General features: G+C 63.4%; 21 protein-coding genes. 14 read left to right on the top strand and 7 right to left on the bottom strand.

All coding sequences use genetic code 11. The annotated features are described in order from the left end of the window. Genes AACH32_RS04895 through AACH32_RS04885 form a run of 3 tightly spaced genes read right to left on the bottom strand, consistent with a single transcriptional unit; the run spans position 1 to position 4,051 of the window. Positions 1-675, bottom strand: a complete 675-nt coding sequence (locus AACH32_RS04895; RefSeq protein ID WP_350341564.1) for an ABC transporter ATP-binding protein — start codon at positions 673-675, stop codon at positions 1-3. Positions 676-683: 8 nt separating this feature from the next. Next, positions 684-2,435: an HlyD family efflux transporter periplasmic adaptor subunit gene (locus AACH32_RS04890; RefSeq protein ID WP_338605656.1), complete on the bottom strand. Its 1,752-nt coding sequence runs from the start codon at positions 2,433-2,435 to the stop codon at positions 684-686. A 29-nt stretch (positions 2,436-2,464) separates the two neighbouring features. After that, positions 2,465-4,051: a TolC family protein gene (locus tag AACH32_RS04885; protein WP_338605655.1), complete on the bottom strand. Its 1,587-nt coding sequence runs from the start codon at positions 4,049-4,051 to the stop codon at positions 2,465-2,467. 346 nt (positions 4,052-4,397) lie between these two features. Here AACH32_RS04885 and AACH32_RS04880 point away from each other — a divergent pair, with 346 nt between their 5' ends. The 3 genes from AACH32_RS04880 to AACH32_RS04870 all read left to right on the top strand — a co-directional run bounded on the left by AACH32_RS04880 (position 4,398) and on the right by AACH32_RS04870 (position 8,155). Next, positions 4,398-5,213, top strand: coding sequence for a mechanosensitive ion channel family protein (locus AACH32_RS04880; RefSeq protein ID WP_338605654.1), 816 nt, complete (start codon positions 4,398-4,400; stop codon positions 5,211-5,213). A 313-nt stretch (positions 5,214-5,526) separates the two neighbouring features. Continuing rightward, entirely contained in the window at positions 5,527-6,438 is a 912-nt protein-coding gene (locus AACH32_RS04875; protein WP_338605653.1) for a hypothetical protein, read from the top strand. 160 nt (positions 6,439-6,598) lie between these two features. Further along, positions 6,599-8,155 (top strand): sigma 54-interacting transcriptional regulator, encoded by a 1,557-nt coding sequence (locus AACH32_RS04870; protein WP_338605652.1) that lies wholly within the window; start codon positions 6,599-6,601, stop codon positions 8,153-8,155. 78 nt (positions 8,156-8,233) lie between these two features. On the opposite strand, the gene AACH32_RS04865 is transcribed toward AACH32_RS04870, so the two are convergent. After that, on the bottom strand, positions 8,234-8,707 hold the full coding sequence (locus tag AACH32_RS04865) for a hypothetical protein (protein ID WP_338605651.1): 474 nt from the start codon (positions 8,705-8,707) through the stop codon (positions 8,234-8,236). A 567-nt stretch (positions 8,708-9,274) separates the two neighbouring features. On the opposite strand from AACH32_RS04865, the gene nifH reads away from it, so the two are divergent. The 11 genes from nifH to nifB are packed head-to-tail and all read left to right on the top strand — an operon-like array spanning position 9,275 to position 19,991. Further along, positions 9,275-10,102: a nitrogenase iron protein gene (gene nifH / locus AACH32_RS04860; RefSeq protein WP_338605650.1), complete on the top strand. Its 828-nt coding sequence runs from the start codon at positions 9,275-9,277 to the stop codon at positions 10,100-10,102. Positions 10,103-10,133: 31 nt separating this feature from the next. Beyond that, the gene (locus AACH32_RS04855) at positions 10,134-10,493 is read left to right on the top strand and encodes a P-II family nitrogen regulator (protein WP_338605649.1); all 360 of its coding nucleotides are present in this window, start codon (positions 10,134-10,136) and stop codon (positions 10,491-10,493) included. Continuing rightward, on the top strand, positions 10,490-10,864 hold the full coding sequence (locus AACH32_RS04850) for a P-II family nitrogen regulator (RefSeq protein WP_338605648.1): 375 nt from the start codon (positions 10,490-10,492) through the stop codon (positions 10,862-10,864). Before AACH32_RS04855 ends, AACH32_RS04850 begins: the two co-directional genes overlap by 4 nt. Positions 10,865-10,885: 21 nt before the next feature. Further along, complete coding sequence (gene nifD, locus AACH32_RS04845; protein WP_338605647.1) at positions 10,886-12,526, top strand: nitrogenase molybdenum-iron protein alpha chain; 1,641 nt, start codon at positions 10,886-10,888, stop codon at positions 12,524-12,526. 25 nt (positions 12,527-12,551) lie between these two features. Continuing rightward, the gene (gene nifK / locus AACH32_RS04840; RefSeq protein ID WP_338605646.1) at positions 12,552-13,931 is read left to right on the top strand and encodes a nitrogenase molybdenum-iron protein subunit beta; all 1,380 of its coding nucleotides are present in this window, start codon (positions 12,552-12,554) and stop codon (positions 13,929-13,931) included. A 33-nt stretch (positions 13,932-13,964) separates the two neighbouring features. Further along, positions 13,965-15,125 (top strand): NifB/NifX family molybdenum-iron cluster-binding protein, encoded by a 1,161-nt coding sequence (locus tag AACH32_RS04835; protein ID WP_338605645.1) that lies wholly within the window; start codon positions 13,965-13,967, stop codon positions 15,123-15,125. 50 nt (positions 15,126-15,175) lie between these two features. Next, positions 15,176-15,478: a (2Fe-2S) ferredoxin domain-containing protein gene (locus AACH32_RS04830; RefSeq protein ID WP_338605644.1), complete on the top strand. Its 303-nt coding sequence runs from the start codon at positions 15,176-15,178 to the stop codon at positions 15,476-15,478. A 12-nt stretch (positions 15,479-15,490) separates the two neighbouring features. After that, entirely contained in the window at positions 15,491-15,949 is a 459-nt protein-coding gene (locus AACH32_RS04825; RefSeq protein ID WP_338605643.1) for a GNAT family N-acetyltransferase, read from the top strand. A 10-nt stretch (positions 15,950-15,959) separates the two neighbouring features. Further along, positions 15,960-17,330, top strand: a complete 1,371-nt coding sequence (gene nifE / locus AACH32_RS04820) for a nitrogenase iron-molybdenum cofactor biosynthesis protein NifE (RefSeq protein ID WP_338605642.1) — start codon at positions 15,960-15,962, stop codon at positions 17,328-17,330. After that, the gene (locus AACH32_RS04815; protein WP_338605641.1) at positions 17,327-18,703 is read left to right on the top strand and encodes a nitrogenase component 1; all 1,377 of its coding nucleotides are present in this window, start codon (positions 17,327-17,329) and stop codon (positions 18,701-18,703) included. The genes nifE and AACH32_RS04815 overlap by 4 nt, the downstream gene beginning before the upstream one ends. Before the next feature lie 10 nt (positions 18,704-18,713). Next, a complete protein-coding gene (gene nifB / locus AACH32_RS04810) occupies positions 18,714-19,991 on the top strand; it encodes a nitrogenase cofactor biosynthesis protein NifB (RefSeq protein WP_338605640.1) in 1,278 nt (425 codons plus the stop codon). Between the two features lie 118 nt (positions 19,992-20,109). Here nifB and AACH32_RS04805 read toward each other — a convergent pair whose 3' ends face one another. The 3 genes from AACH32_RS04805 to AACH32_RS04795 all read right to left on the bottom strand — a co-directional run bounded on the left by AACH32_RS04805 (position 20,110) and on the right by AACH32_RS04795 (position 22,664). After that, the gene (locus AACH32_RS04805; RefSeq protein WP_338605639.1) at positions 20,110-20,697 is read right to left on the bottom strand and encodes an SH3 domain-containing protein; all 588 of its coding nucleotides are present in this window, start codon (positions 20,695-20,697) and stop codon (positions 20,110-20,112) included. Between the two features lie 49 nt (positions 20,698-20,746). Then, the gene (locus AACH32_RS04800) at positions 20,747-21,286 is read right to left on the bottom strand and encodes a hypothetical protein (RefSeq protein ID WP_338605638.1); all 540 of its coding nucleotides are present in this window, start codon (positions 21,284-21,286) and stop codon (positions 20,747-20,749) included. Positions 21,287-21,395: 109 nt separating this feature from the next. Further along, on the bottom strand, positions 21,396-22,664 hold the full coding sequence (locus AACH32_RS04795; RefSeq protein WP_338605637.1) for a hypothetical protein: 1,269 nt from the start codon (positions 22,662-22,664) through the stop codon (positions 21,396-21,398). Between the last annotated feature and the right edge of the window lie 231 nt (positions 22,665-22,895).

The raw sequence follows: 22,895 nt of genomic DNA, 5'->3' as shown, positions 1-22,895 counted from the left end.
TCAAACCTCCACCACCATGCCGTCGGCCATGCGCACCGTGCGGCGGCACTGCTTGCCCACCCTGGGGTCATGGGTGACCATCACCGTGGTGATCTTGTTGTCGCGGTTCAGCTCCAGGAATATGTCCATTATCTCCTGACTCACCTGGGAATCCAGGGCCCCGGTGGGCTCGTCGGCCAGAATCAGGGCGGGGTTGCCGGACAGGGCCCGGGCGATGGCCACCCTTTGCTGCTGGCCGCCGGACAGCTCGGGAGGACGGTGGGTCATGCGCTGGGCCATGCCCACCCGCTCCAGCATCTTGCGGGCCACCCGCTCTCGCTCGCGCGGGGGCACTCCCCGGTACACCAAGGGCAGCATCACGTTTTCCAGGGCCGTGAGGCGGGGCAGCAGGTTGAACTGCTGAAATATGAAGCCGATCTTCTGGTTGCGGATGCGGGCCAACTGGTTGTCGTCGAGATGCCCGGCGTCCTGGCCCTCGAAGCGGTAGCCGCCCCCGCTGGGACTGTCCAGAAAACCGATAATGTTCATCAGGGTGGATTTGCCGCCGCCGCTCTCGCCCATGATGGCCAAAAGCTCGCCGGGCTCCACGGAAAGATCCACCCCCCGGAGCACCTCCACGGCCAGGTCGCCGATTCGATAGGTCTTGTTGATGCCTTTCAGCTCGATGAGGGCCATGGTGCGGCTCACCCCTCCGGGGCGGCGGCGGGCACCACCACCTTGTCGCCGGGCTTGAGCCCATCGGTTATCTGCACCTTGTCCTCGGTGGTCAGGCCGGTCTTAACGCTCACCTCCTTGCAGGCGCCGCCCTTGCCCACCAGGGTCACCTTGTTGCCGCCGCCTTGGGGGCAGGGATGCACCGCCGCGATGGGCACGGCCAAGGCCTGGGGGTCGTCGAACACGTTCACCTCCAGGTTGGCGCTCATGCCCAGGCGCAAACCGGCCTGCTGGTCGGTGGTTAGCTGGTCGGTGATGATGCGCACCTCGAACGACGGCGGATCGCCGGAGCCCCCGGGCAGCGCCTGGGAGCTCACCGAGTCGATGCGGCCGTTGAGCAGCAGGTCGGGGAAGGCGTAGCTGGTGATGGCCACCTTTTGCCCCTGGCGCAGCTTGGCCACGTTGAGCTCTCCCACCTTGGTGGTGACCGAAAGCCTCTCTAAATTGCCCAGGGCCAACAGCACCTGCCCCTTGGCCACTTCGTAGCCCACCTCGACGACCCGGCTCTTTTTGTCGTCGTCCCCGGTGGGTTTTATGGCCACTCCCACCACCGGGGCCGTGATGCTGCCCTTTTTTATCTCCTGGCTGATCTTGGCCAGCTTGGACTCGGCGTTCTCCTTTTGCAGCTTGGCCATCAGGATATTTTTGCTCTGGCCCTTTTCAATGGCCGTGCGCAATTGGTCCTTGAGGGTGTCCAGGCTGATCTGCTGGTTTTTGGCCTGCTCCTTGAGCGAGCGCAACTCGTCCAGGGGAATGATGCCCCGCTTGTAGAGCATCTCGGCCTCGTGCAGCTTTTGCTGGGTGACCTCCAGGTCGTTTTTGGCCTTTTCCAGCTCGCGCTGGGCCTGCAACACGGTGGGGCTGTTTTTCCAGTCGACCAGTTTGTTGAACTCCTCCTGGGCCTTGATCGCCTCCACCTGGGCGTCCCGGAGCTTCAGCTCCAGGTCCGAGGTGTCCAGCTTGAGCAACAGCTCACCCTTTTTTACCCTTTGCCCGTACTGAAACCGCCGCTCCAGGACGCGCCCGGCAAAGGGGCTGAGCAGGTTGATGGTCTCATAGGGCTGGATGCTGCCCGTGAGGTTGATGCTGGAGCTGAGCGGGCCGGGCTGGAGGGTGTAGGTGGCGCCGCTGGCGGCCAGGGCGCCCGAGCCGTTCAGTCCGCCGGCCTCGTAGCCGGCCAGGTGGATGCGGGTCCAGGCGTAATAGCCCAGGCCCGCGAAGATCAGGATGATAGCCACCGAGGCCCAGAGGCGCAGGCGCTGGTTCCTTCTGAGCAACTGCTCCAGCCGGTTCTTTTCCTGCTCCAGACGCAGGGCCCAGCTGGTGGCCTGGTCCTGCTTCTTCATGTGATGGCGGCGCACCTGCTCCTGGCGGGTCACGTCGGCCAACACCACCGCCGACTCCCCCCCGGCCAGGGGGGTGACGCTCAGGGCGATGTGGCTCTCCTCACCCCCCGCTCCCGCCAGGGGCAGCACCAGGCCGTTGACGGAGGTGCCCTTGGCCTGGGCCGAGGCGATGGTCTTGAAAAGCTCTTCGCCCTCATCCAGACGATCGGCGAACAGCTCGCTGAAGACGCGGCCGGAGGCCCGGTCGGGGTCCAGGCCCAAAATGCGCCCGGCGGCGGGGTTCATCCGGAGCACCTCGCCCCGGGGACCCAGGCCCAATATCCCCTGGGGCAAACCGCTTACCAGTTTTTGGTAATCCAGCGTCGCCTCAGTCATCACTCATCAACTCCTCGTCTCCCGCCGGGTCATTGGCCCCATACCTTTTTCTGGGCGGCCTTGCGCTGGGTCTTGAAGGCGATGCGCCAGGTGTCCAGGGTGGTGCCCAGGGTCTGGTCCAAGCTGACCAGACTGTTCAGATAATCCACCTCGGCGGTGAGCAGGGTGTTCTCCGCGTTGGCCAAGTCCAGCTGGTAGCTGACCACCTGGAAATTGGAGGAGCGCCCGTATTTCAGCTTTTCCTGCTCGTTTTCCAGTTGCAGGCGGGAAAGCCGCAGGGCCTCGCGCGAGAGAGTCACCTGTTCCTTTTTTATGTGCAAATCCCTCAGGCGGTTGTCCACGTCGATTTGCAGGTTCTCGTTGGTCTGCCTAAGGCTGTTTTGCGCCTTGAACAAATTGGAGCGGGCCGAAAGCAACTGCGATTGGCGGCTCATGCGGGTCTGTCCGTACACCGGAATGCTCAGATACAACCCAGCGTCCCAGTAGTTGTTGTCCGAGTCGCCGTAGGAGTCCGATTTGGTATTGTCGCGGCTGTAATTGACCAGCAGGTTCAAGTCCCAGAGCATGTTATTCTTGGCCAGGATGAGATCCTGCTTGCTGTAGTCCAACACCAACTTGGCCTGCAGATAGGCGGGCTGGTTGGCATAGGCCAGGGCCAGGCACTGCTGGCTGCTGGGCAGGTTCTCGGGCAGGGAAAGCACCTCGGTGGGGTTGACCTTGGTGTTTTTGTTCATGTTCAGGGTGCGCAACAGCTCCAGGCGGCTTTGCTGCACGTCGTTTAGGGTCTGCTGGTAGGCGATGCGCTGGTTGGCCAGGTTGGACTGGGATTGCACCAGGTCGCTTTGGGCCATGCGCCCGGCGGCGATGAGGGCCCGGTTCTCTTCCAGCAGCTCGTAGGCCCGCTTGAGCGAGCGCAGCACGATGGCCACCTGGCGGGCCGACTCCAGAAAGGAGCGGTAGTCGTAGATGGTGGTGGTGATGGTGTCTATCAGGGTGGCCTTCAGGCTCAGGATGTTCTGTTGCTCGGTTATGCGGGCTTGGCGCACCGAGGCCATGTTGGCGTCTATGCCCCCGCCCCGCAGCAGGGGTTGTTGGAACTGGATGTTCCAGGAGTTGCGCACGCTTTCATCATCGCTGTAATAGCTGCCGGCCGTGTCGCCGGTGGTCTTGTTGACCTGCCAGACAAAAGAGAACTGCGCGCCGGTGGGGATCTTTTCGGTCAGGGTCACCGAGGCCTGCAACTGGGTGTCGTTGGTGTCGGTGATATCGTCGGAGCCGGCGTAGTTGTAATCGTCGTCGCTGCCCGAGCGCACCAGACTGGAGTCAAAGGAGATGTCGGGCTTGAACTTGTGCTCCTCCACCTCCAGGCCGTATTTCTGGGCCACCCGATCCAGGTAGGCGTTTTCTATGCTGGTATTGCCCCGAACCACCAAAAAGACGGCCTCGGGCAGACTCATGTCCCTGGTCTTGCCTATGCCGCCGCCGGGCAGCAGGGGCAGTTCGCCCTGCGCCTCGCCCTCGCCAAAGGCCGGGCCCGAAAATAAGAGCAGGAAGACAAGAGGGAGCAGGGCCCAACCGGCCCGCTTTTTCAACCTATGCGCGCGTAAAAAAAGCATGTTGGCAGATAATAACCTCCCCCCTGTTGCAAGCCAATCATAATATTAGTCAAAAAAATTAGTCAAATGCATAGCTATCGCCCCGGGGGGAGCCGATGGGGGCGTCCAGGTATCTTAAACCATCGGCAATCAGATGCAAGGTCCGCGCATTCCGGGAAATAAGATACCGCTCTCGCGGGGCTTCGCCGGGCGGCGCAGCAGGGTATGGACTTGCGGCGCCTCCCGGGTGTAGCGTAGGTTTCAGTACTTTAAGGTGGATATTGCCCGCTGTCGTGAGAGTTAACCCGGTCGCGGGCGATCCCAATGGGTTCAGACCGCCGCCGCATCACTGCCGGGGGAGTTAGCCATGGAAAGCTTGAACAGTTATGTGAGCCAAATAAGCGAGGTTGGAAACCAGTTCGGCCCTATCGTGGTCAAGGCGGTGATACTTCTGGTCATCGTCCTGTTTTTGACCCTATACCTGGGCAAGATTCTGGCCAATTTCCTGGTGAAAATGGGCCTGCCGGAACGCCGCTCCGCCATGTCGGTAACCGCGCTGCACATACTGGTGTTGTTCATAGCCGCCTTGGTGGTGCTGAACATCCTGGGGTTCCCGGGCATGCTCCTGTTCCGCACCATCGTAATCATCCTCATGGTGCTGGTCGCCTCCTACATCATCGCCAGGCCCTATCTTCCCAAGCTCCCCCTGAAAAAAGGCGACGTGGTGGGCATCGGCGGCAAGGTGGGCAACGTGGAGGCGATTTCCATCATGTACACCCAGCTCAAGACCTTCGACGGCAAGGTGGTGTTCATACCCAACCACAAGGTGATGAACGACCAGGTGGTCAATTTCAGCGCCAAGCCCAAGCGCCGGGTGGACATCGATTTCTTCATCCCATACGACCAGAGCGTGGCCAGGGTGAAGCAGGTGGTCATGGACATTTTGACCAACGACGAGCGGGTGCTGGACAAGCCCGCCCCCAAGGTGGTCCTGTCCAAGTTCTCGCCCAATTACCGCGAAATGCAGGCCCGCTTCTGGGTGGCACGCAAACATGCCATCACCGGCAAATGGTCCCTGAACGAGGTTATCGACGAGAAGTTCGCCCGAGAGGGCATCAGCATGGCCGCGCCACGGCTGGCCCTGATCCGGGAGGATGGCTCTTCCGGCGACACCCTCGCCTAGGTTAAATTATTTGCTCTAACAATTCTTAACGACCTTTACGGCGCCCCCGGGAACCCATCCCGGGGGCGCCGCTTTTTTGGCCCGACGTTGTCCCATTTTGTCGACCACCTTACCCCATGGAAACCCGTGCACGCCCGCCAGAACCTTGCCCCCTCCTGATACGCACAAGGCAACAACTCAATTTAACATGTTTTTTACGTTTACCTACCATTTGGGACCTTTCTGGTGCGCGGTTTGCATTGTTCAGGAGTCAAGGCTCGGAGCAACCAGCGCCGTCCGGGCCGGAAGCCACCGCCACACCGGGAGCCGGGCCATGCCAGCCAAGCCAAGCGACCTTCAAGCGACACGCCGCCAGCCCATGGAACTAGAAGATCAAACCCTGCGGGAGGCCTTTCAGATACAAACCCGCCCGGTGGCTCCCTCGGAGCGCTTGCGGGTGTTGGAGGCCCTGCTCGAGGCCGGGGTGCGCCGCTTCCAACTCGGCTCCCTGGTGCGGGCCGACCGCATGCCCCAGATGGCGCATATCGAGCAATTGTTCACCGATGTCAGGCACATGCCGGGCCTGGAAATCTGGGCCATGGTGTTCAACTTCCGGGGCCTCCAGCGGGCCATGGACTGCGGCATCACCCACGTGGCCTTGTCCGCCTCCCTGTCGCCCATTCACAGCCAGCGTAACCTGCGCTGCTCGGTGGAGCACGGCATGGCCCGCTGCCGGGACATGGCCGCCGAGGCCCTGGCCCAGGGGCTTACGGTGCGCATGGGCCTGCAGTGCGCCTTTGGCGGCCCCATGCTGACCCCTCCGGAAGCGGGCCATATCTTCCAATGGTTACTGCCCTTTTATCAAATGGGGGTCCAGCGCCTGGCCCTGGCCGACACCGCCGGGCGGGCCACCCCGGCAGGCATCGAAGCAAAGCTGGAGTATTTGCGCGAAGCCTTGCCTGGCGCACAAATTGGTTTGCATCTGCACGGCGACCAGGAACGGCTTGCCGGCAACCTGGAGGCCGCTTGGAGCGGCGGGGCGGCCTGGTTGGACGCCACTCTCATGGGCCGGGGCGGGTGCCCCTTCCTGGCGGGACGCCCCCCGGCCAATCTGCCGCTGAGCCAGGCGGTGGAGTTTCTCGCCGGCAAGGGAGTGGACGTCGATCTGGAGCTGGCGGGCCTGGCCAAGGCCGAAGCCCTGCTAAGCACCATTTTGTCTAACGAGAAGGTAATAGTAGGCTACTGACCATACCGAAATGTATGTTTTTGTGTTTTATATATCTAATTTGTATCTTTTTGTGTCATCAAGAGAGCGCCTCACAAGTCATACATAACAATTACCTTTAAATTAAAGCAAGTTACCCCTCCTTTCCCTGATAGGCACCGAACTTGCAGCTTTCGGCGGCATGAGACAGCAAGTCACAGAGCTGGAACTGCGGGTTCTGTTCGAGATAAGCCGGGTCATCGGCGAGGCGCTCAATCTGCCCCAGACCCTGGACCGGGTGCTGGCCATCATGTCCGACACCCTGTCCATGAAGCGAGCCACGGTGACCCTGCGCGACAGCCGCAGCGGCAGCCTGGCCATCTACGCCTCCTACGGCCTGACCCAGCGGGAGATGAGCCGCGGGGTCTACAACCAGGGCGAGGGGGTCACCGGGCGCATCTTCCAGACCGCCCAACCCTTTTACGTGCCCGACGTCAGCCGCGAGCCCCTGTTCCTCAACAAAACCCAGTCCCGCGACCTGGACAAGGGCCAGGTGGCCTTCGTGGGGGTGCCCATTCTCTTGCAGGGCGAGCCCATCGGGGTGCTCAACGTGGACCGCCTCTTCGGCGAGGAGGTATCGGCCTCCGAGGACATCCGCTTTCTGACCATCGTGGCCCAGCTCATCGGCCAGTTCGTGGAACTGAACCAGCAGGTGGAACGGCGCGAGGAGCTGTTGCGCCGCCAGAACAAGCAGCTCAAGGACGAGGTCTCCTCGCGCTACAACAACTTCTTCATCGTGGGCAAAAGCCCGGCCATGCGCCAGCTGCAGGGCCTGTTGGGCAAGGTGGCCCCGGCCAAGGCTTCGGTGCTACTGCTGGGCGAATCGGGCACCGGCAAGACCCTGGTGGCCCGCATCATCCACGAGATGAGCAACCGGGCCGATGGGCCCTTCGTGAAGATCAACTGCGCGGCCCTGCCGGAGAACCTGCTGGAGTCGGAGCTGTTCGGCCACGCCAAGGGGGCCTTTACCGGGGCCACCGAGGAAAAGCCGGGCCGCTTCGAAGAGGCCGACGGCGGCACCATCTTCCTGGACGAGATCGCCGAGATGCCCATCAGCCTGCAGGCCAAGCTGCTGAGGTTTTTGCAGGACAAGGAGTTCGAGCGCCTGGGCTCGCCCAAGACCCACAAGGTGGATGTGCGCATCATCGCCGCCACCAACCAGGACCTTCCAGTCCTGGTGGAGAACAAGGAGTTCCGCCAGGACCTTTACTACCGGCTCAACGTGTTCCCCCTGCACCTGCCGCCCCTTCGGGAGCGGGTGGAGGACATCCCCCTGTTGATCAGCCACTTCCTGGCCAAGAACTCCGAGGAGTACAACCGCCAGTTGGGCATCGAGCCCCGGGCCCGCGACATTTTGTTGAACTACTCCTGGCCCGGCAACGTGCGCGAGCTGGAGAACATCATCGAGCGCCTGAGCATCATGGTGGATCAGGACACCATCGCCGCCGCCGACCTGCCCGGCTTTTTGCTGGCCAAGGACTCCGCCCCGCCCGAGAGCGATCCCGGCGAATTTTCCGGCTCCAAGCTGGAGGACATGGAAAAGGCCGAACTGCTGGAGGCGCTCAAGCGCAACCGTTGGGTGCAGTCGCGGGCCGCCCAGGACCTGGGCATCACCCTGCGCAAACTGGGCTATCGTTTAAAGAAGTACGGCCTGGATGAGATGGTGAAACAGAAGCGGCACGATCTGGTGGGTGGCTGAGTCCCTCCCGGTTCCGCGCCTAGAGGTAAAGGCAGCCAAAGCGCCCCTCCAGGCCAGGGCGCCATGGGCCGGGCGCCGCTACTGCCCACCGAACTGCACCTGATACTTCACGCCTTTGTTATCGGTGCCTTCGCCGAACCCCGAGGGATTGACTCGATAGTCCCAGCTGGGCTTGATGTTAAGGGATATGCTGATCACTGTCCCCTGGTCTCCCCTCAGAATGCCCTTGCCCACGGCCTTGGTGGCCGCCTTGCTGGTGGTCACCGTGCCGGCGTTAAAGCCCCACGCGTTTTGATAGGCCCCGGTTGAAACGCTGCCGTCCACCAGCATGGCGGTGTATTTTCCGGTAAAGGTCTCCCCCGTCTTCAGGTTGCGGGCGGTCATAATTCCCGTGCCGGAGCTGCGCTGAATGGCAAATGCGAATTCAGTGCCGTCGTCCAGTTTAAACATGCTGCCTGGAATCATTATGGGGCCTTGTTGGGCCGGGGGTACGGTAACACAACCGCAAAGCGTCACGGCCAGAAGTATTACAAGCGCGGGCAGGGCTTTCATCTAGGGCTCCTTTTGAATTGGGCGGACGACATTATGCGCCTAAAGGCACTATTTGTAATCAGACAAAAGAGGCCCTGGGGGGGTTCAAACTATAAAGAAGTACGGCCTGGATGAGATGGTGAAACAAAAGCGCCACGATTTGGTGGGCAGCTGACGCTCCCGCCTCCCCTGACCGGCGCATGGCTTCCATCCAGGCGCCGCGAGGCCGATGTTCATGGGCCTGGCGGCGACTTCGTCATTTGAGCCCATGACAAGCGCCCCCCGCGCCACACGCCGCGCTTTGCCCGCTGGACAAGGGGGCTCCCCGGCCAACCTTCCTTATGTTTTTTAAACAAACGTAATTGATCTCCCCGTTTTTTTGACAAACGCGTAAACCGATTTTACCTCCACGTAAAACCATCCGGCGTCCGTCCCCGGGCTCCGCGCCTTCCGCCGAGGCCACAAAATTTTTTATCGTCACGCTTATCGCGTAGTTGGCCCGCCCCGCCTGTCTTGGCCCGGCGACTTGGCAAGGCCCTTGCCTATATACATGCCAAAACAAACCCCCGAATGGGAGACCAAAGGGCAATGAGAAAGATAGCGATCTACGGCAAAGGCGGCATCGGCAAGTCCACCACCACCCAGAACACGGTGGCCGGGCTGGCGGAAATGGGCAAAAAAATTATGGTGGTGGGTTGCGACCCCAAGGCCGACTCCACCCGCCTGCTCCTGGGTGGCCTGGCCCAGAAATCGGTTTTGGACACCCTGCGTGAAGAGGGCGAGGACATCGACCTGGAAGACATCCGCAGGGGCGGCTACGGCGGCACCTGGTGCGTGGAGTCCGGCGGTCCCGAGCCCGGCGTGGGCTGCGCCGGCCGCGGCATCATCACCTCCATCAACATGCTCGAATCCCTGGGCGCCTACGAGGAGTCCGAGGAGTTGGACTACGCCTTCTACGACGTGTTGGGCGACGTGGTCTGCGGCGGCTTCGCCATGCCCATCCGCGACGGCAAGGCCGAGGAGATCTACATCGTGTGCTCCGGCGAGATGATGGCCATGTACGCGGCCAACAACATCTGCAAGGGCATCCGCAAGTACGCCGAGTCCGGCAAGGTGCGCCTGGGCGGGCTGATCTGCAACTCCAGGAACGTGGACAACGAGGCCGAAATGATCAAGGCCCTGGCCGAGAAGCTGGGCACCCAGATGATCTACTTCGTGCCCCGGGACAACGACGTGCAGCGGGCGGAGATCAACCGCAAGACGGTCATCGAGTGGAACTCCGACGCGCCCCAGGCCGAGCACTACCGCAACCTGGCCAAGGCCATCGACGGAAACCAGATGTTCGTCATTCCCGAGCCCCTGCAGATCGAAGAGCTGGAGCAGCTTCTGCTGGACTTCGGGCTGCTGGCGGCCTAACCACCCTAACCCGCGAAAGATGGATAACCACATGATGATGATGGTGAGAGCAATCGTCAGGCCCGAGAAGGCGGACGAGGTACTTAAGGCCTTGATGGACGCTGGCTTCCCCGCGGTCACCAAGTACTCGGTGGCCGGTCGCGGCAAACAGCGCGGCATCAAGATCGGCCAGGTCACCTACGACGAAATCCCCAAGACCCTGCTCATGAGCGTGATCAGGGACGAGGACGTGGAGTTCGCGATCAAGACCATCATGGAGGCGGCCCGTACCAAGGGCAAGGGAGCCTTCGGCGACGGCAAGATCTTCGTCAGCCCGGTGGAGGAGATCTACACCATCAGCTCCGGTGTCTGCGACACCGCGCCGGTGGAGGAAGCCGAGGCCACGGCATGAAAGAGATAATCGCCGTGGTGCGCATGAACACCATGAACCAGACCAAGCAGGCCCTGACCAAGATCGGCATCGACTCCATGTTCGCCCATGAGTGTCAGGGGCGCGGCAAGGGATTGGTGGACGTGAAGATCCTGTCCGGGGCCAAGGAAGGCCACGAAGAGGCCATCGCCCTGTTGGGCGAGAAGGGCAAGCTCTACGCCAAGCGCATGCTGACCATGGTGGTTTCGGACCACAACGTGGAGCCGGTGATCCAGACCCTGATCGAGACCAACCAGACCGGCAAGCCCGGCGACGGCAAAATTTTCATCCTGCCGATCAGCAACGCCGCTCGGGTGCGCACCGGGGAAATCGGCCCCAAGGCAATCGTCTAGGACGGCGGGGAGACAGCAGACATGATTTCAGCCCATGACAACAAGGCGCCGGCGGACCCGGCGGTCATCAAGGAAAAGATACTCCAGAAGTATCCCCCCAAGGTGGCCCGCAAGCGCGCCAAGCAGATCCTCATCAACGAGGCCCTGGAAAACGAAACCCCCGAGATCACGGCCAACGTGCGCACCATCCCCGGCATCATCACCATGCGCGGGTGCACCTACGCGGGCTGCAAGGGCGTGATCATGGGCCCCACCCGGGACATCGTGAACATCACCCACGGCCCCATCGGCTGCGGCTTCTACTCCTGGCTAACCCGGCGCAACCAGACCGACGCCAGCGCCGACGGCGCCGAGAACTACATGACCTACTGCTTCAGCACCGACATGCAGGACAAGGACATCATCTTCGGCGGCGAGAAGAAGCTGGAGGCGGCCATCCAGGAGGCCTACGACCTTTTCCACCCCAAGGGCATCTGCATCTTCGCCACCTGCCCGGTGGGGCTCATCGGCGACGACATCCACGCCGTGGCCGCCAAGATGAAGGAGCGCCTGGGCGACTGCAACGTCTTCGCCTTTTCCTGCGAGGGCTACAAGGGCGTGTCCCAGTCGGCCGGCCACCACATCGCCAACAACCAGGTGTTCCGCCACCTGGTGGGGCTCAACGACGAGCAAAAGCCCGGCGAGTACAAGATCAACCTGCTGGGCGAGTACAACATCGGCGGCGACGGATTCGAGATCGACCGCATCTTCAAGAAGTGCGGCATCACCAACATCGCCACCTTCAGCGGCAACTCCAGCTACGACCAATTCGCCAGCGCCCACACCGCCGACCTCAACGCGGTCATGTGCCACCGCTCCATCAACTACGTGGCCGACATGCTCGAGGTCAAGTACGGCGTGCCCTGGGTCAAGGTCAACTTCATCGGAGCCCAGTCCACGGCCAAGTCGCTGCGCAAGATCGCCCGGTACTTCGACGACCCCGTGCTCACCGAGCGGGTGGAGGCGGTGATCGCCGAGGAACTGCCCCCGGTGATGGAAGAGGCCGCCAAGGTGCGGCCCCGCACCGAGGGCAAGACGGCCATGCTCTTCGTGGGCGGCTCTCGGGCCCACCACTATCAGGAGCTGTTCAAGGAACTGGGCATGAAGACCGTCAGCGCCGGCTACGAGTTCGCCCACCGCGACGACTACGAGGGACGCCACGTGCTGCCGGGCCTCAAGGTGGACGCCGACTCGCGCAACATCGAGGAGATCGAGGTCAACCCCGACGAAACCCGCTTCAACCCGCGCAAGAGCGAGGAAGAGTTGGCCGCCCTGGAAGAGTCCGGCCTGGCCTTCAAGGAATACGACGGCATGATCCCGGACATGGAAAAGGGCACCATGGTCATCGACGACCTCAACCAGTACGAGGCCGAAAAAATGGTGGAGCTCTTGAAACCCGACATCTTCTGCGCGGGCATCAAGGAGAAGTTCTCCATCCAGAAGCTGGGCATCCCCATGAAGCAGCTGCACAGCTACGACTCCGGCGGGCCCTACGCCGGCTTCAAGGGGGCGGTGAACTTCTACCACGAGATCGACCGCCTGGTGAACAGCAAGGTCTGGGGCTACCTCAAGGCCCCCTGGCAGGAGAACCCCGAACTCTCGGCCACCTACGTTTGGGAATGATCGCCGCTAGACAAGGACGCAAACCATGCTACTGAGACACACGCCTGCAGAAGTAACCGAGCGCCACGCCTTGACCATCAACCCGGCCAAGACTTGCCAGCCCATCGGGGCCATGTACGCGGCGCTGGGCATGCACGGCTGCATGCCCCACAGCCACGGCTCCCAGGGCTGCTGCGCTTATCACCGGAGCACCCTTACCCGGCACTACAAGGAGCCCATCAGCGCGGGCACCAGCTCCTTCACCGAGGGCGCCTCGGTGTTCGGAGGCCAGGCCAACCTGCTCCAGGCCATCGACAACATCTTCACCGTCTACGAGCCCGAGGTGGTGGCGGTGCACACCACCTGCCTGTCGGAGACCATCGGCGACGACCTGCCCCAGATCATCGACAAGGCCACCAAGGAAGGCAAGATCCCCAAGGGCAAGCAGGTGGTCTACGCCAACACACCCAGCTACGTGGGCAGCCACGTCACCGGCTTCTCCAACATGGTCAAGGGCATGGCCCGGCTGGCCCAGAGTACGGGACGCAAGAACGGCAAGGTGAACATCATCCCCGGCTGGGTGGAGCCCGCCGATATGGAAGAGATCAAGCGCCTGGCCGCGCTCATCGGGGTGGAGATCATCCTGTTCCCCGACACCTCGGGCATCCTCAATGGACCCATGTCCGGCGAGTACAAGATGTTCCCCGAGGGCGGCGTGACCATCGAGCAGCTGCGCTCGGCCGGCGACTCCGTGGGCACCCTGGCCCTGGGAGAGTGGTGCAGCGCCGACGCGGCCCGCTTCCTGGACACCAACAACAAGGTGCCCTGCCGGGTGCTGGACATTCCCATCGGGCTCAAGGCCACCGACCGTTTCGTGGACGCCCTGCGCACCATCGCCGGGGTCAGCGTGCCCGAGGAAGTGACCCACGAGCGCGGCCAGCTGGTGGACATGATCAGCGACATGCACCAGTACTACTTCCACAAGAAGGTGGCCCTGGCCGGCGACCCGGACCAGATCATCTCCATGGTGGAGTTTTTGGTCTCCATCGACATGCTGCCCACCCACGTGATCACCGGCACCCCGGGCAAGGCTTTCGCGGCCCGCATCCGCGAGCTTACCGCCGAGCTTCCCGTGGAGGTGAACATCAAGGTGGACCAGCAGGCGGACATGTTCCTGCTGCACCAGTGGATCAAGAACGACCCGGTGGACCTGCTCATCGGCAACACCTACATGAAGTACATCGCCCGCGACGAGGACATCCCCTTGGTGCGCTGGGGCTTCCCCATCGTGGACCGGGTGGGGCACCAGTATTTCCCCACCGTGGGCTACAAGGGCGCCCTCAGGCTTCTGGAGAAAATCCTCTCCGCCCTGCTCGATCGCAAGGATCGCGACGATTCGGAACAGAGCTTCGAGCTGGTGATGTAGCCGAGCCAAACAAGCAAGGGAAGGGCAAGCACCATGAAGCCAGTGGATCACCAATCAGCCGAAAACTACTGCGCCGACAACCTGAAGGCCTCGGGCAGGGTGCATCTGCCGACGGCTCCCAAGGCCCTGGCCCGGGGGCGCTTCAGCCCCGAGGCGGCTTTGCCTCGGGCCCTTACCCCGGACCAGGCCCTGAACTGGCTGGAGTACTTGGCCGGGCAGGGCCATAGAGTGAAGGTGATAAACCTGAACGGCCCGGGCGACCCCATGGCCACCCCGGAGCTGACCCTGCTCACCCTCAACCTGCTCCGGGACCACTACCCCGGCGTCAGCCTGTGCCTGACCACCCTGGGCATCGGCGCCGCCGCCTACGCCAAGGAGCTGGCTCGCCAAAACCTGGCCCACGTGTCCATCCTCATGGACGCGGTGGAGCCCGAGGTGGCCCAGGGCATCTATGCCTGGATCCGCCCCGGCACCAAGACCCTGCCCTTGGCCGAGGCCGCGGCCCTGCTGGTGGCCGAGCAGGCGGCCGCCATTCAGGCCCTGGCCGAGGCCGGGGTTCGGGTGCTGGTAAAAACCACGGTGTATCCCGGCATCAACTCCCAGCACATCGCGGCCATCGCGGCCAAGGCGGCCGAACTGGGCGCCTCGGAGATGAAGCTGTTCCCCTTCGTGGCCAAGGGCGAGGACTCCCCCCGGCCGCGCGACGAAGCCACCCCCGAGGAGCTCTCGGAGCTGGCCGCCCAGGCCAACAAGCACCTGCCCACCATCCTGATGGACCTGGCCACCTGCCAGGAAATGATCGAGAACGAGTTCAGCGCCGAGGTGGCCGAGCAGGCGGTGCTGCCCAAGCCCAGCCCCAAGAGGCCCCACCTGGCGGTGTGCAGCTCCGACGGCTTTGTGGTGGACACCCACCTGGGCCAGGCCTACCAATTTCTAATCTACGGCCCCAAGAACGGCCCGGTGAGCCTGTTGGAAGCCCGCCCCGCCCCGGAGCCCGGCGCCGGCGACGGCCGCTGGCAGCAGGTGGCCCTGCTTTTGAGCGACTGCTTCGCCGTGCTGGCCTCGGCCGCCGGGGAAAATCCCAAGCGGATTCTGGCCGAAAAGGGACTGGCCGTGCTCACCCAAGAGGGCAACGTGGAGGGCCTGGTGGATGTCCTCTACGGCGGCGGCAAGAAAAAAGGCGGCAAGAAGTAACCGGCGATCACTAGCCAGGCAAGCAACTCAGCTTCAAGGAGACGATAGAGATGGGCATCCCCTCCAGTCAGATATTGGTTTGTCAGAGTTTCCGGCTCAGCGGCGAGCCCAAGGGCATCTGCCACAAAAAGACCGACGGCTTCTTGCAGTACCTGGAGGAAGAAATCCTGGACCGGGGCCTGGACTGCCAGGTAACGGCCACCGGCTGCCTCAAGCAGTGCGAGAACGGCCCGGCCATGGTCATCCAGCCCCAAAACTGGTGGTTCAAGGGGGTGGACAGCGAGGCGGTCATCGACGCCATCCTGGACGGCCTGGAAGACGGGGAGCCACCGGCGGAATACCTGATTTCCTAGGGGAGCGACGACATGCCGGGAAACGAGGTGAAAATACGCGCCGCCCGACCGGGGGACCTGGCCGAAATGGTGGACATGCTCAAGCTGCTGTTCACCATCGAGGAGGAGTTTCGCATCGACTACGCCCGTCAGGAGCGCGGCCTTTCCCTGCTCCTGGGCAGCCCCCGCTCGGTGGTGCTGGCCGCCGAGGCGGACGGCAAGGTGGTGGGCATGGTCACCGGGCAGCTGGTGATCTCCACCTCCGAGGGCGCGCCCTCCCTGTGGGCCGAGGACCTGGTGGTGGATCCCGCCTGGCGCAACCAAGGCATCGGGCGGCGGCTCATGGCGGCCGTGGCCGAGTGGGCCGTCAAGCACGGGGCCACCCGTTTGCAGCTTTTGGTGGACCAAAGCAACGATACCGGCAAGGCCTTTCACCAGCGCATCGGCTACGAGCTCACCAGGATGACCTGCATGCGCAAGTATCCGGATTAGAGGAAGCATCATGTCCCAGATGGTTTTCGAAGAGCGCAAGGATCAGTTTTTTGAAACGGGCACGGACAAGCCCTTTCGCATAAGCTGCGACAAGCAAAGCCTGGCCGGGGCGGTGAGCCAGCGGGCTTGCGTGTTCTGCGGCTCCCGGGTGGTGCTCTACCCCATCGCCGACGCCCTGCACCTGATCCACGGCCCCATCGGCTGCGCCACCTACACCTGGGACATCCGCGGGGCCCTCTCCTCCGGGCCGGAGCTGCACCGCTACTCCTTCAGCACCGACCTGGGCGAAACCGACGTGATCTTCGGCGGCGAGGCCAAGCTCACCCGGGCCCTGGACGAGCTGATCCCCCTGCACCAGCCCAAGGCGGCCTTTGTCTACTCCACCTGCATGGTGGGGCTCATCGGCGACGACATGGAGGCGGTGTGCAAAAAGGCCACGGAGCGCCACGGCATCCCGGTGATCCCGGTGATGAGCGAGGGCTTCAAGGGCAACAAGCGCGCCGGTTACTACGCGGCCTGCGAGGCCATGTTCCGCCTGGTGGGCACCGGCGACACCGAGGGCATCCCCCCCATGTCAGTGAACCTGCTGGGCGACTTCAACCTGGCCGGCGAGATCTGGATCATTCGGGAATACCTGGAGCGCATGGGGGTGAGCGTGGTGGCCAACATCACCGGCGACGGCCGGGTGGCCGACGTGCGCCGGGCCCACGGTGCGGCGCTCAACCTGGTGCAGTGCTCGGGCTCCACCATGGAGCTGGCCAAGATGATGAAGGAGACCTACGGCACGCCCTTCATGCGGGTGAGCTACCTGGGGGCCGACGACATGGCCCAAGCCCTGTACGACGTGGCCGAGTTCTTTGGGGACGCCCAGGCCATGGAGCGGGCCAAAGAGATCGTCAGCGAGGAGCTGGGGCGCATCTACCCCCGCCTCAAGCGCCTGCGCAAGGATTTGGAAGGCAAGCGGGCCGCCCTGTACGTGGGCGGAGCCTTCAAGGCCTTCAGCCTCATCAAGTCATTCCGCCTGCTGGGCATGAAGGTGGTGCTGGCCGGCTCCCAGACCGGGACCCAGGAGGACTACGAGGAGCTGGCCTCCATCTGCGAGCCCGGCACCATCATCGTGGACGACGCCAACCCCCTGGAGCTGATGCACTGCCTCATCGAAAAGGACGTGGACGTTTTCGTGGGCGGGGTCAAGGAACGGCCCATCGCCCACAAGCTGGGCATCGGTTTTTGCGACCACAACCACGAACGCAAGCTGGCCCTGGAGGGCTTTGTGGGCATGCTCAACTTCGCCGAGGAGATTCACGCCACGGTGATGAGCCCGGTGTGGCGCTTCACGCCGCGCCGCACCCTGCCCCGGCTGGAGGAGGTGGCGGCATGAAAAGCAACTTGGCCGAAAAGCGCGACTACGTTTCCAGCACCAACGCCTGCAAGGCCTGCATGCCCCTGGGGGCCAGCATAGCCTTCAAGGGAGTTGAGGGCTGCGTGCCCTTTTTGCACGGCTCCCAGGGCTGCGCCACCTACATGCGCCGCTATCTGATCAGCCACTTTCGCGAGCCGGTGGACATCGCCTCCAGCGCCCTGGGCGAGGGCGAGGCCGTGTTCGGCGGCGGCCCCAACCTGAAGCAGGGCCTGGTCAACGTCATCAACAAGTACCAGGCCAAGGCGGTGGGCATCGCCACCACCTGCCTCACCGAGACCATCGGCGACAACGTGCCCGCCATCGTCAAGGAGTTCCTGGACGCGGCCAAGGTGGAAGGCCCGGGCGGCAAGATGCCCGCCCTGATCCACGCCTCCACCCCCTCCTACGCGGCCACCCACGCCGAGGGCTTCCACGCGGCGGTGGACGCCATCGTGCGCCAGCTGGCCCATCCGGTGGCCCGCCACAGCGGAATCAACCTGCTGCCCGGCTTCGTGAGCCCGGCCGACATCCGCCATCTGCAGGAAGTGGCCAAGGGCTTCGGCCTCAAGGCCACCCTGCTGCCCGACTACTCGCGGCCCCTGGATGCCCCGGCCGGCACCAGCTACGAGATTCTGCCCGGCGGGGGCACCCCCCTGGCCGACATCGCCAAGATGGGCGGCGCGGCGGCCACCCTGTCCTTCGGCTGGACCCCTTATTCCCAGGCGGCGGGCCGCGACCTGCAGGAGCGCTGCGGCGTGGCACTCCACGACCTGGGCCTGCCCATCGGCCTGCGCCAGAGCGACGCCATGTTCGAGGCCCTGGCCGCGCTCGCCAAGCGCGAGATTCCCTCGCGGCACGCCGATCAACGCGGCCGCCTGCTGGACGCCATGGTGGACGGCCACAAGTACCTCTCGGGCAAGCGGGCGGTGGTCTATGGCGAGCAGGACCTGGTCATCGGCCTGGCCTCCTTCCTGGCCGAAATCGGGGTGCAGCCGGTGCTGTGCGCCAGCGGCGGGCGCGGCGCCGGTTTCCGGGAGAACCTGGAGCGGGTCACCGAGGGCCTGGTGCGCGAGACGGTCCACGCCGAGCCAGGCGTGGACTTCTACCGCATCGCCGAGCTGAGCCGCGAGCTCAAACCGGACTTCCTGCTGGGCCACTCCAAGGGCTACCTCATCGCCCGGGAGTTGGGCGTTCCCCTGGTGCGGGTGGGCTTCCCCATCCACGACCGCTTCGGCGGGCCGCGCCTGCACCACCTGGGCTACCGCGGCGCCCAGGAGATGTACGACCGCATCGTCAACGCCCTGCTGGAGCAGAAGCAGAGCGAGAGCAACGTGGGCTACGGATACCTATAGGGGCAAGATCATGAGCATACCCAACAACAGCGAAAATCATCCCTGTTTCAACCGGGGAGCCAAGGGCAGCCACGGACGGGTGCACCTGCCGGTGGCCCCGGCCTGCAACATCAAGTGCAACTACTGCGACCGCAAGTATTCATGCGTCAACGAGTCGCGCCCCGGCGTGACCAGCGCGGTGCTGGCTCCCCGCCAGGCCCAGGAATATTTCGCCCGGGTGGTGGCCGCCGAGCCGCGCATCAGCGTGGCGGGCATCGCCGGACCAGGCGATCCCATGGCCAACGCGGCCAAGACCCTACAGACCATGCGCCTGATCGGCGAGCGCTTTCCCGGCACCCTGTTGTGCCTGTCCTCCAACGGCCTGGCCGTGCCCGAGCATCTGGACGCCCTGGCCGACTCCGGGGTGACCCACATGACCATCACCGTGAACGCGGTGGACCCGGCCATCGGGGCCAAGATCTACTCCTGGGTCAAGGAGGGCAAGGTGGCCTACCGGGGCGAGGAAGCGGCCCGCCTGCTCTTGGAGCGCCAAACCCAGGCGGTGGCCGGGCTCAAGGAGCGCGGCATCACCGTGAAGATCAACAGCATTGTCATCCCCACCATCAACGATGGGCACATGACCGAGGTGGCCCGCTGGGCCTCCGAGCTGGGCGCGGACCTCATGAACCTGATGCCCATGTTCCCCACCCCCAACACCGTCTTCGAGGCCCTGGGCGAGCCCAGCCGCGAGCTGATGCAGCAGCTCAGGAGCGACTGCGCCCCCTATCTCAACCAGATGTCCCACTGCACCCGCTGCCGGGCCGACGCCGTGGGTCTGCTGGGCCAGGACCGCTCCCGGGAAATGGGCGGCTGCCTGTCTTCCTGCACCAAGCTGCCCGAGCCCAAGGAGGTGTCGCACCCCTACGTGGCCGTGGCCACCCGGGAAGGCACCTTGGTCAATCTGCACCTGGGCCAGGCCCCCGAGTTCCAGATCTGGGGGCCCATCCCCGGCGGCTTCAGCCTCTTGGAGGTGCGGCCCGCGCCGGAGGCGGGCGGCGGCGAGCTGCGCTGGAAAAAACTGGCCGAGACGCTGAGCGATTGCCGCCACGTGCTCGTCAGCGGCATCGGCGAAACCCCGCGGGCGGTGCTCAGCGGCTACGGGGTGGAGCCCCTGGAGGTCAGCGGTTTCATCGAGGAGACCTTGAAGGCTATCTATGCGGGCGACGACCTTTCGGCCTTCCGCATCCGCAAGGGCAAGGCCTGCTGCGCCGAGAAGATGGGCTCGGGCGGAGGCATGGGCTGCATGTAATTCTTAGGGCATAAAGGGGGCGCATCTTGATTTGACATCATTGCCGGACCCACCCCCCTCTGCGTAACGGCCAGGCGCTTTAGCGGCGCCTGGCCGTTTTTTTGTCCCCCGGGCCTAATCAATAAGGGGCCAGCAGGGAAGCGTGCACGTAGCCTCGCACCCGCTCGAAGCGGGGGTCCACCGCCCCCGGCCCCACCGGTTTCACCTCAACCCAGGAGCCGCTCTGGCCCAGGGGGAGCGCCTGCATGCCGTTTTTGAGCGCGGTAAGCACCCTCCCCTCGGGGCTGGGGCTTTGGCGCAGGTTGGCGCCTCGCTCGGCGATAACCACCATCCATTTTGCGTAGCGCGTCAAATCCACCTTCACCCCGCGTTGGGCCAGAGAGGCCCGCAGCGCGGCGTAGGCCGCACTGTTACGGGCGCCATACAGTTGATTGTAATAGAGGAACACCTGGACGCCCAACTCGGCCACCTTGGCCTCGCGGCCCAGAGCGTCCTGAATCATGGGCAGCATAAGCAAATCATCGCCCGGAGCCTGGTAGTTGTCGGCACAGTCCATCAGATGGAACAAGGCCTTGTGGCGTTCGCCGCGCTCATAGGCGGCCACCCACCAGTCGATGGTCCCGGCCCCCAGGCTGGTTCCCGCCGCCAACGAACCCAGAAGCAGCAACCCGCACAACAACAAGGCGACCTTTTTCAAACGCGGCAAGGCAAGCCTCCCGTAATGCCCCGACCGGCCAGCCGGGGCCTAAGCAACCTCAGCGACCCGCCGGGTCCGGCCCCGTGGGGTTGCGCTTGAGGATCACGGTCTTGGTCCATTTCACCACCTCGTTATCGGCGAAGATGGTGCGCAGGTTCTTTTTGCCTTCTAGGAGCGCCTTCACCGGCACCCAGCGGCCCGAGGGGGCCAGAAACTTCCCCCGATAGCCTCCATCGGCGCTCTTATTCATCTTGGCCATCACCGCCCATAGCTTGGGATAGCGCTCGGTCAGGCTTGGGGGAACCCAGTAAAGGTAGCCCCAAAGACCCTGGCTGTTTTCCTGCAGCAACATGGACAAGCCGCTGGGAGAGCGCCAGAGACCCACCATTGCCGAATCCAGGGGCGCCGGGGCTGCCTTCTTGCCGCAAGCTACGATGGCTTGCCAATGCCGGTTCAGGCACTGGGAGCATTTGCCGTCCGCCATGACCGCGTCCCAAGGCTGGGGGCAGCGGGGACAATAATCGGCCAGGCAACGGGGCGCCAGGTTGAGCTCGTCCGCCCAGCAGAAACCGCCGGCGAGCAGGATCAGCAGGGCCACGAGCCCCACTACGGCCTTGCTTGCCGGCGACCAGCGCGCTGGGCCGGAGTCCGCGCTCCGGCGCTTATGCAGGCTTGGAAATCGCATTCGCCAACCTCGCGGTATCCGGCTATTGCACCACGATGGTGTACTTGCGGTTGCTGCCTTCCTTGATATTACCCGTGGCATAGTTTCTGCCGTTGGTGAATTTGATGCCCTTGCCCAGCTTCACGGAATAGGTGACTTGCTTATTATTGCTGCAGCGGTATTGCTGGCCGCCCGACCTGACGGCCAGCACGATTATGGTATGCCTGCCCGGGCGCAGATACGAAACATCGAAGTGCCTTTTGTTTCCCGGCGGAGTATTGCCCAGCTTGCGGCCGTCGACAACCAGGCCCACGGTGTCATCCGGGCACTCGTCGTCATCGAGGATGATCTCGCGCTTGTAGTTGCAGCCCTCGTCGATCAGGTTGTTGCCGTTGTTGTCTATGCCGTCGCCGCATATCTCCCGGCCTCCGCTCCCCCCGCTGCCGCCGCCGCCGGGTCCGCTGCCCGGGCCGCCCGGCCGGTTCACGGCTCCCCGGCGCGGGATGCAGTCATTGAGCAGGGTATTGCCGATTTGGTCGCTCATTTGGTTGGCGGCTTGGATCTTGCCCGGCAGATTGTTCAGGCTGCGGCAGGCGGCGAACAGGTTTTGGATCCGGTTTCCCAGATTCAGTCGATTGAGGTTGGAGCAGCGAATGATAAACGAGCCCCTGGGCATTTGTATCTCGCGGTAGACCCGCAGCACGCTGAGCATGCGCTGGAGATGGTCGCGAGCCAGCTGCAACTGCCGCCCCGCTTCCTGCCGGTTGCGGTTGCGGTTTAGGGCTTCGTTGGCCTGGCGCAGGGCCTGGGACACATAAGCCGAGGCATAGCCCAGCCGGAAATAGCAGGTGGAGCAGGTGGTGGCCCGGATGATCCGGTTGTTGACCCGCATTATGGAAAGTTGGTTGGCCCATGAGTTGTAGCTCTGGGCCACGTTTTGGTAGACCCGATTTCGCCAGGAACGATGGTTGTTGACCCGCTGAAGGTCGTTGATCTGCTGCGCCAGCCATTGCTGCTTCTGGCGCCAGTCGCTCCAGGCGGGAATATAGGCCCGGCAGGAATTATAGGCCGCGGCCGCCGTGTTGGAAGCGCCCTGCAGCTGTTGATAGATAACCGTGTCCCATTGCGAGGGCCTCTGACGCGGCCGGGTGTATTCCAGCAGAGCCGCCCCCCATCCCATAAACCTGCCGGTGCTGTATATCTGGAAACAACAATCAGGCAGATCCTGTGCCTGCGCGGCGGACGGGGCAACCAGGGTGATCCCTGCCAGAATCAACACCAAAAAGGTCTTCACGGGCCAAAACTTCATCATGGGTCCTTTCGTCGCCGAGGTTGAGAAGTTCCGTTAACTGCTATTGATGGTCGCGGGCCTCATATATGGCCTCACGCAATGTTGGCCTCCGGGTAGACAATCCACTAAAATCCTGTATTTCGCCCTGTGAGCAAAACAAAAGTATCGGCATTGGTACGAACCAATACATTCCTATAGACGCTACAGGTTAATCCGATACCCGCGCCGCAGTCAAACCCCGTAGAACTTGTA

Source organism: Desulfoferula mesophila, assembly GCF_037076455.1.
In the GTDB taxonomy this organism is placed as follows: domain Bacteria; phylum Desulfobacterota; class Desulfarculia; order Desulfarculales; family Desulfarculaceae; genus Desulfoferula; species Desulfoferula mesophila.
Note: the sequence above shows the minus strand (reverse complement) of the source record. Positions and strands in the feature narration are given on the sequence as shown.

What these genes read in the sequence shown, in the direction of transcription:
- AACH32_RS04850 (WP_338605648.1), top strand. Translation starts at nt 10,490, where the DNA reads ATGAAAGAGATAATCGCCGTGGTGCGCATGAACACCATGAACCAGACC.
- AACH32_RS04835 (WP_338605645.1), top strand. Translation starts at nt 13,965, where the DNA reads ATGAAGCCAGTGGATCACCAATCAGCCGAAAACTACTGCGCCGACAAC.
- AACH32_RS04890 (WP_338605656.1), bottom strand. Translation starts at nt 2,435, where the DNA reads ATGACTGAGGCGACGCTGGATTACCAAAAACTGGTAAGCGGTTTGCCC.
- AACH32_RS04875 (WP_338605653.1), top strand. Translation starts at nt 5,527, where the DNA reads ATGCCAGCCAAGCCAAGCGACCTTCAAGCGACACGCCGCCAGCCCATG.
- AACH32_RS04830 (WP_338605644.1), top strand. Translation starts at nt 15,176, where the DNA reads ATGGGCATCCCCTCCAGTCAGATATTGGTTTGTCAGAGTTTCCGGCTC.
- AACH32_RS04795 (WP_338605637.1), bottom strand. Translation starts at nt 22,664, where the DNA reads ATGATGAAGTTTTGGCCCGTGAAGACCTTTTTGGTGTTGATTCTGGCA.
- AACH32_RS04885 (WP_338605655.1), bottom strand. Translation starts at nt 4,051, where the DNA reads ATGCTTTTTTTACGCGCGCATAGGTTGAAAAAGCGGGCCGGTTGGGCC.
- AACH32_RS04895 (WP_350341564.1), bottom strand. Translation starts at nt 675, where the DNA reads ATGGCCCTCATCGAGCTGAAAGGCATCAACAAGACCTATCGAATCGGC.
- nifB (WP_338605640.1), top strand. Translation starts at nt 18,714, where the DNA reads ATGAGCATACCCAACAACAGCGAAAATCATCCCTGTTTCAACCGGGGA.
- AACH32_RS04825 (WP_338605643.1), top strand. Translation starts at nt 15,491, where the DNA reads ATGCCGGGAAACGAGGTGAAAATACGCGCCGCCCGACCGGGGGACCTG.
- AACH32_RS04880 (WP_338605654.1), top strand. Translation starts at nt 4,398, where the DNA reads ATGGAAAGCTTGAACAGTTATGTGAGCCAAATAAGCGAGGTTGGAAAC.
- AACH32_RS04815 (WP_338605641.1), top strand. Translation starts at nt 17,327, where the DNA reads ATGAAAAGCAACTTGGCCGAAAAGCGCGACTACGTTTCCAGCACCAAC.
- nifK (WP_338605646.1), top strand. Translation starts at nt 12,552, where the DNA reads ATGCTACTGAGACACACGCCTGCAGAAGTAACCGAGCGCCACGCCTTG.
- nifH (WP_338605650.1), top strand. Translation starts at nt 9,275, where the DNA reads ATGAGAAAGATAGCGATCTACGGCAAAGGCGGCATCGGCAAGTCCACC.
- nifD (WP_338605647.1), top strand. Translation starts at nt 10,886, where the DNA reads ATGATTTCAGCCCATGACAACAAGGCGCCGGCGGACCCGGCGGTCATC.
- nifE (WP_338605642.1), top strand. Translation starts at nt 15,960, where the DNA reads ATGTCCCAGATGGTTTTCGAAGAGCGCAAGGATCAGTTTTTTGAAACG.
- AACH32_RS04865 (WP_338605651.1), bottom strand. Translation starts at nt 8,707, where the DNA reads ATGAAAGCCCTGCCCGCGCTTGTAATACTTCTGGCCGTGACGCTTTGC.
- AACH32_RS04870 (WP_338605652.1), top strand. Translation starts at nt 6,599, where the DNA reads ATGAGACAGCAAGTCACAGAGCTGGAACTGCGGGTTCTGTTCGAGATA.
- AACH32_RS04855 (WP_338605649.1), top strand. Translation starts at nt 10,134, where the DNA reads ATGATGATGATGGTGAGAGCAATCGTCAGGCCCGAGAAGGCGGACGAG.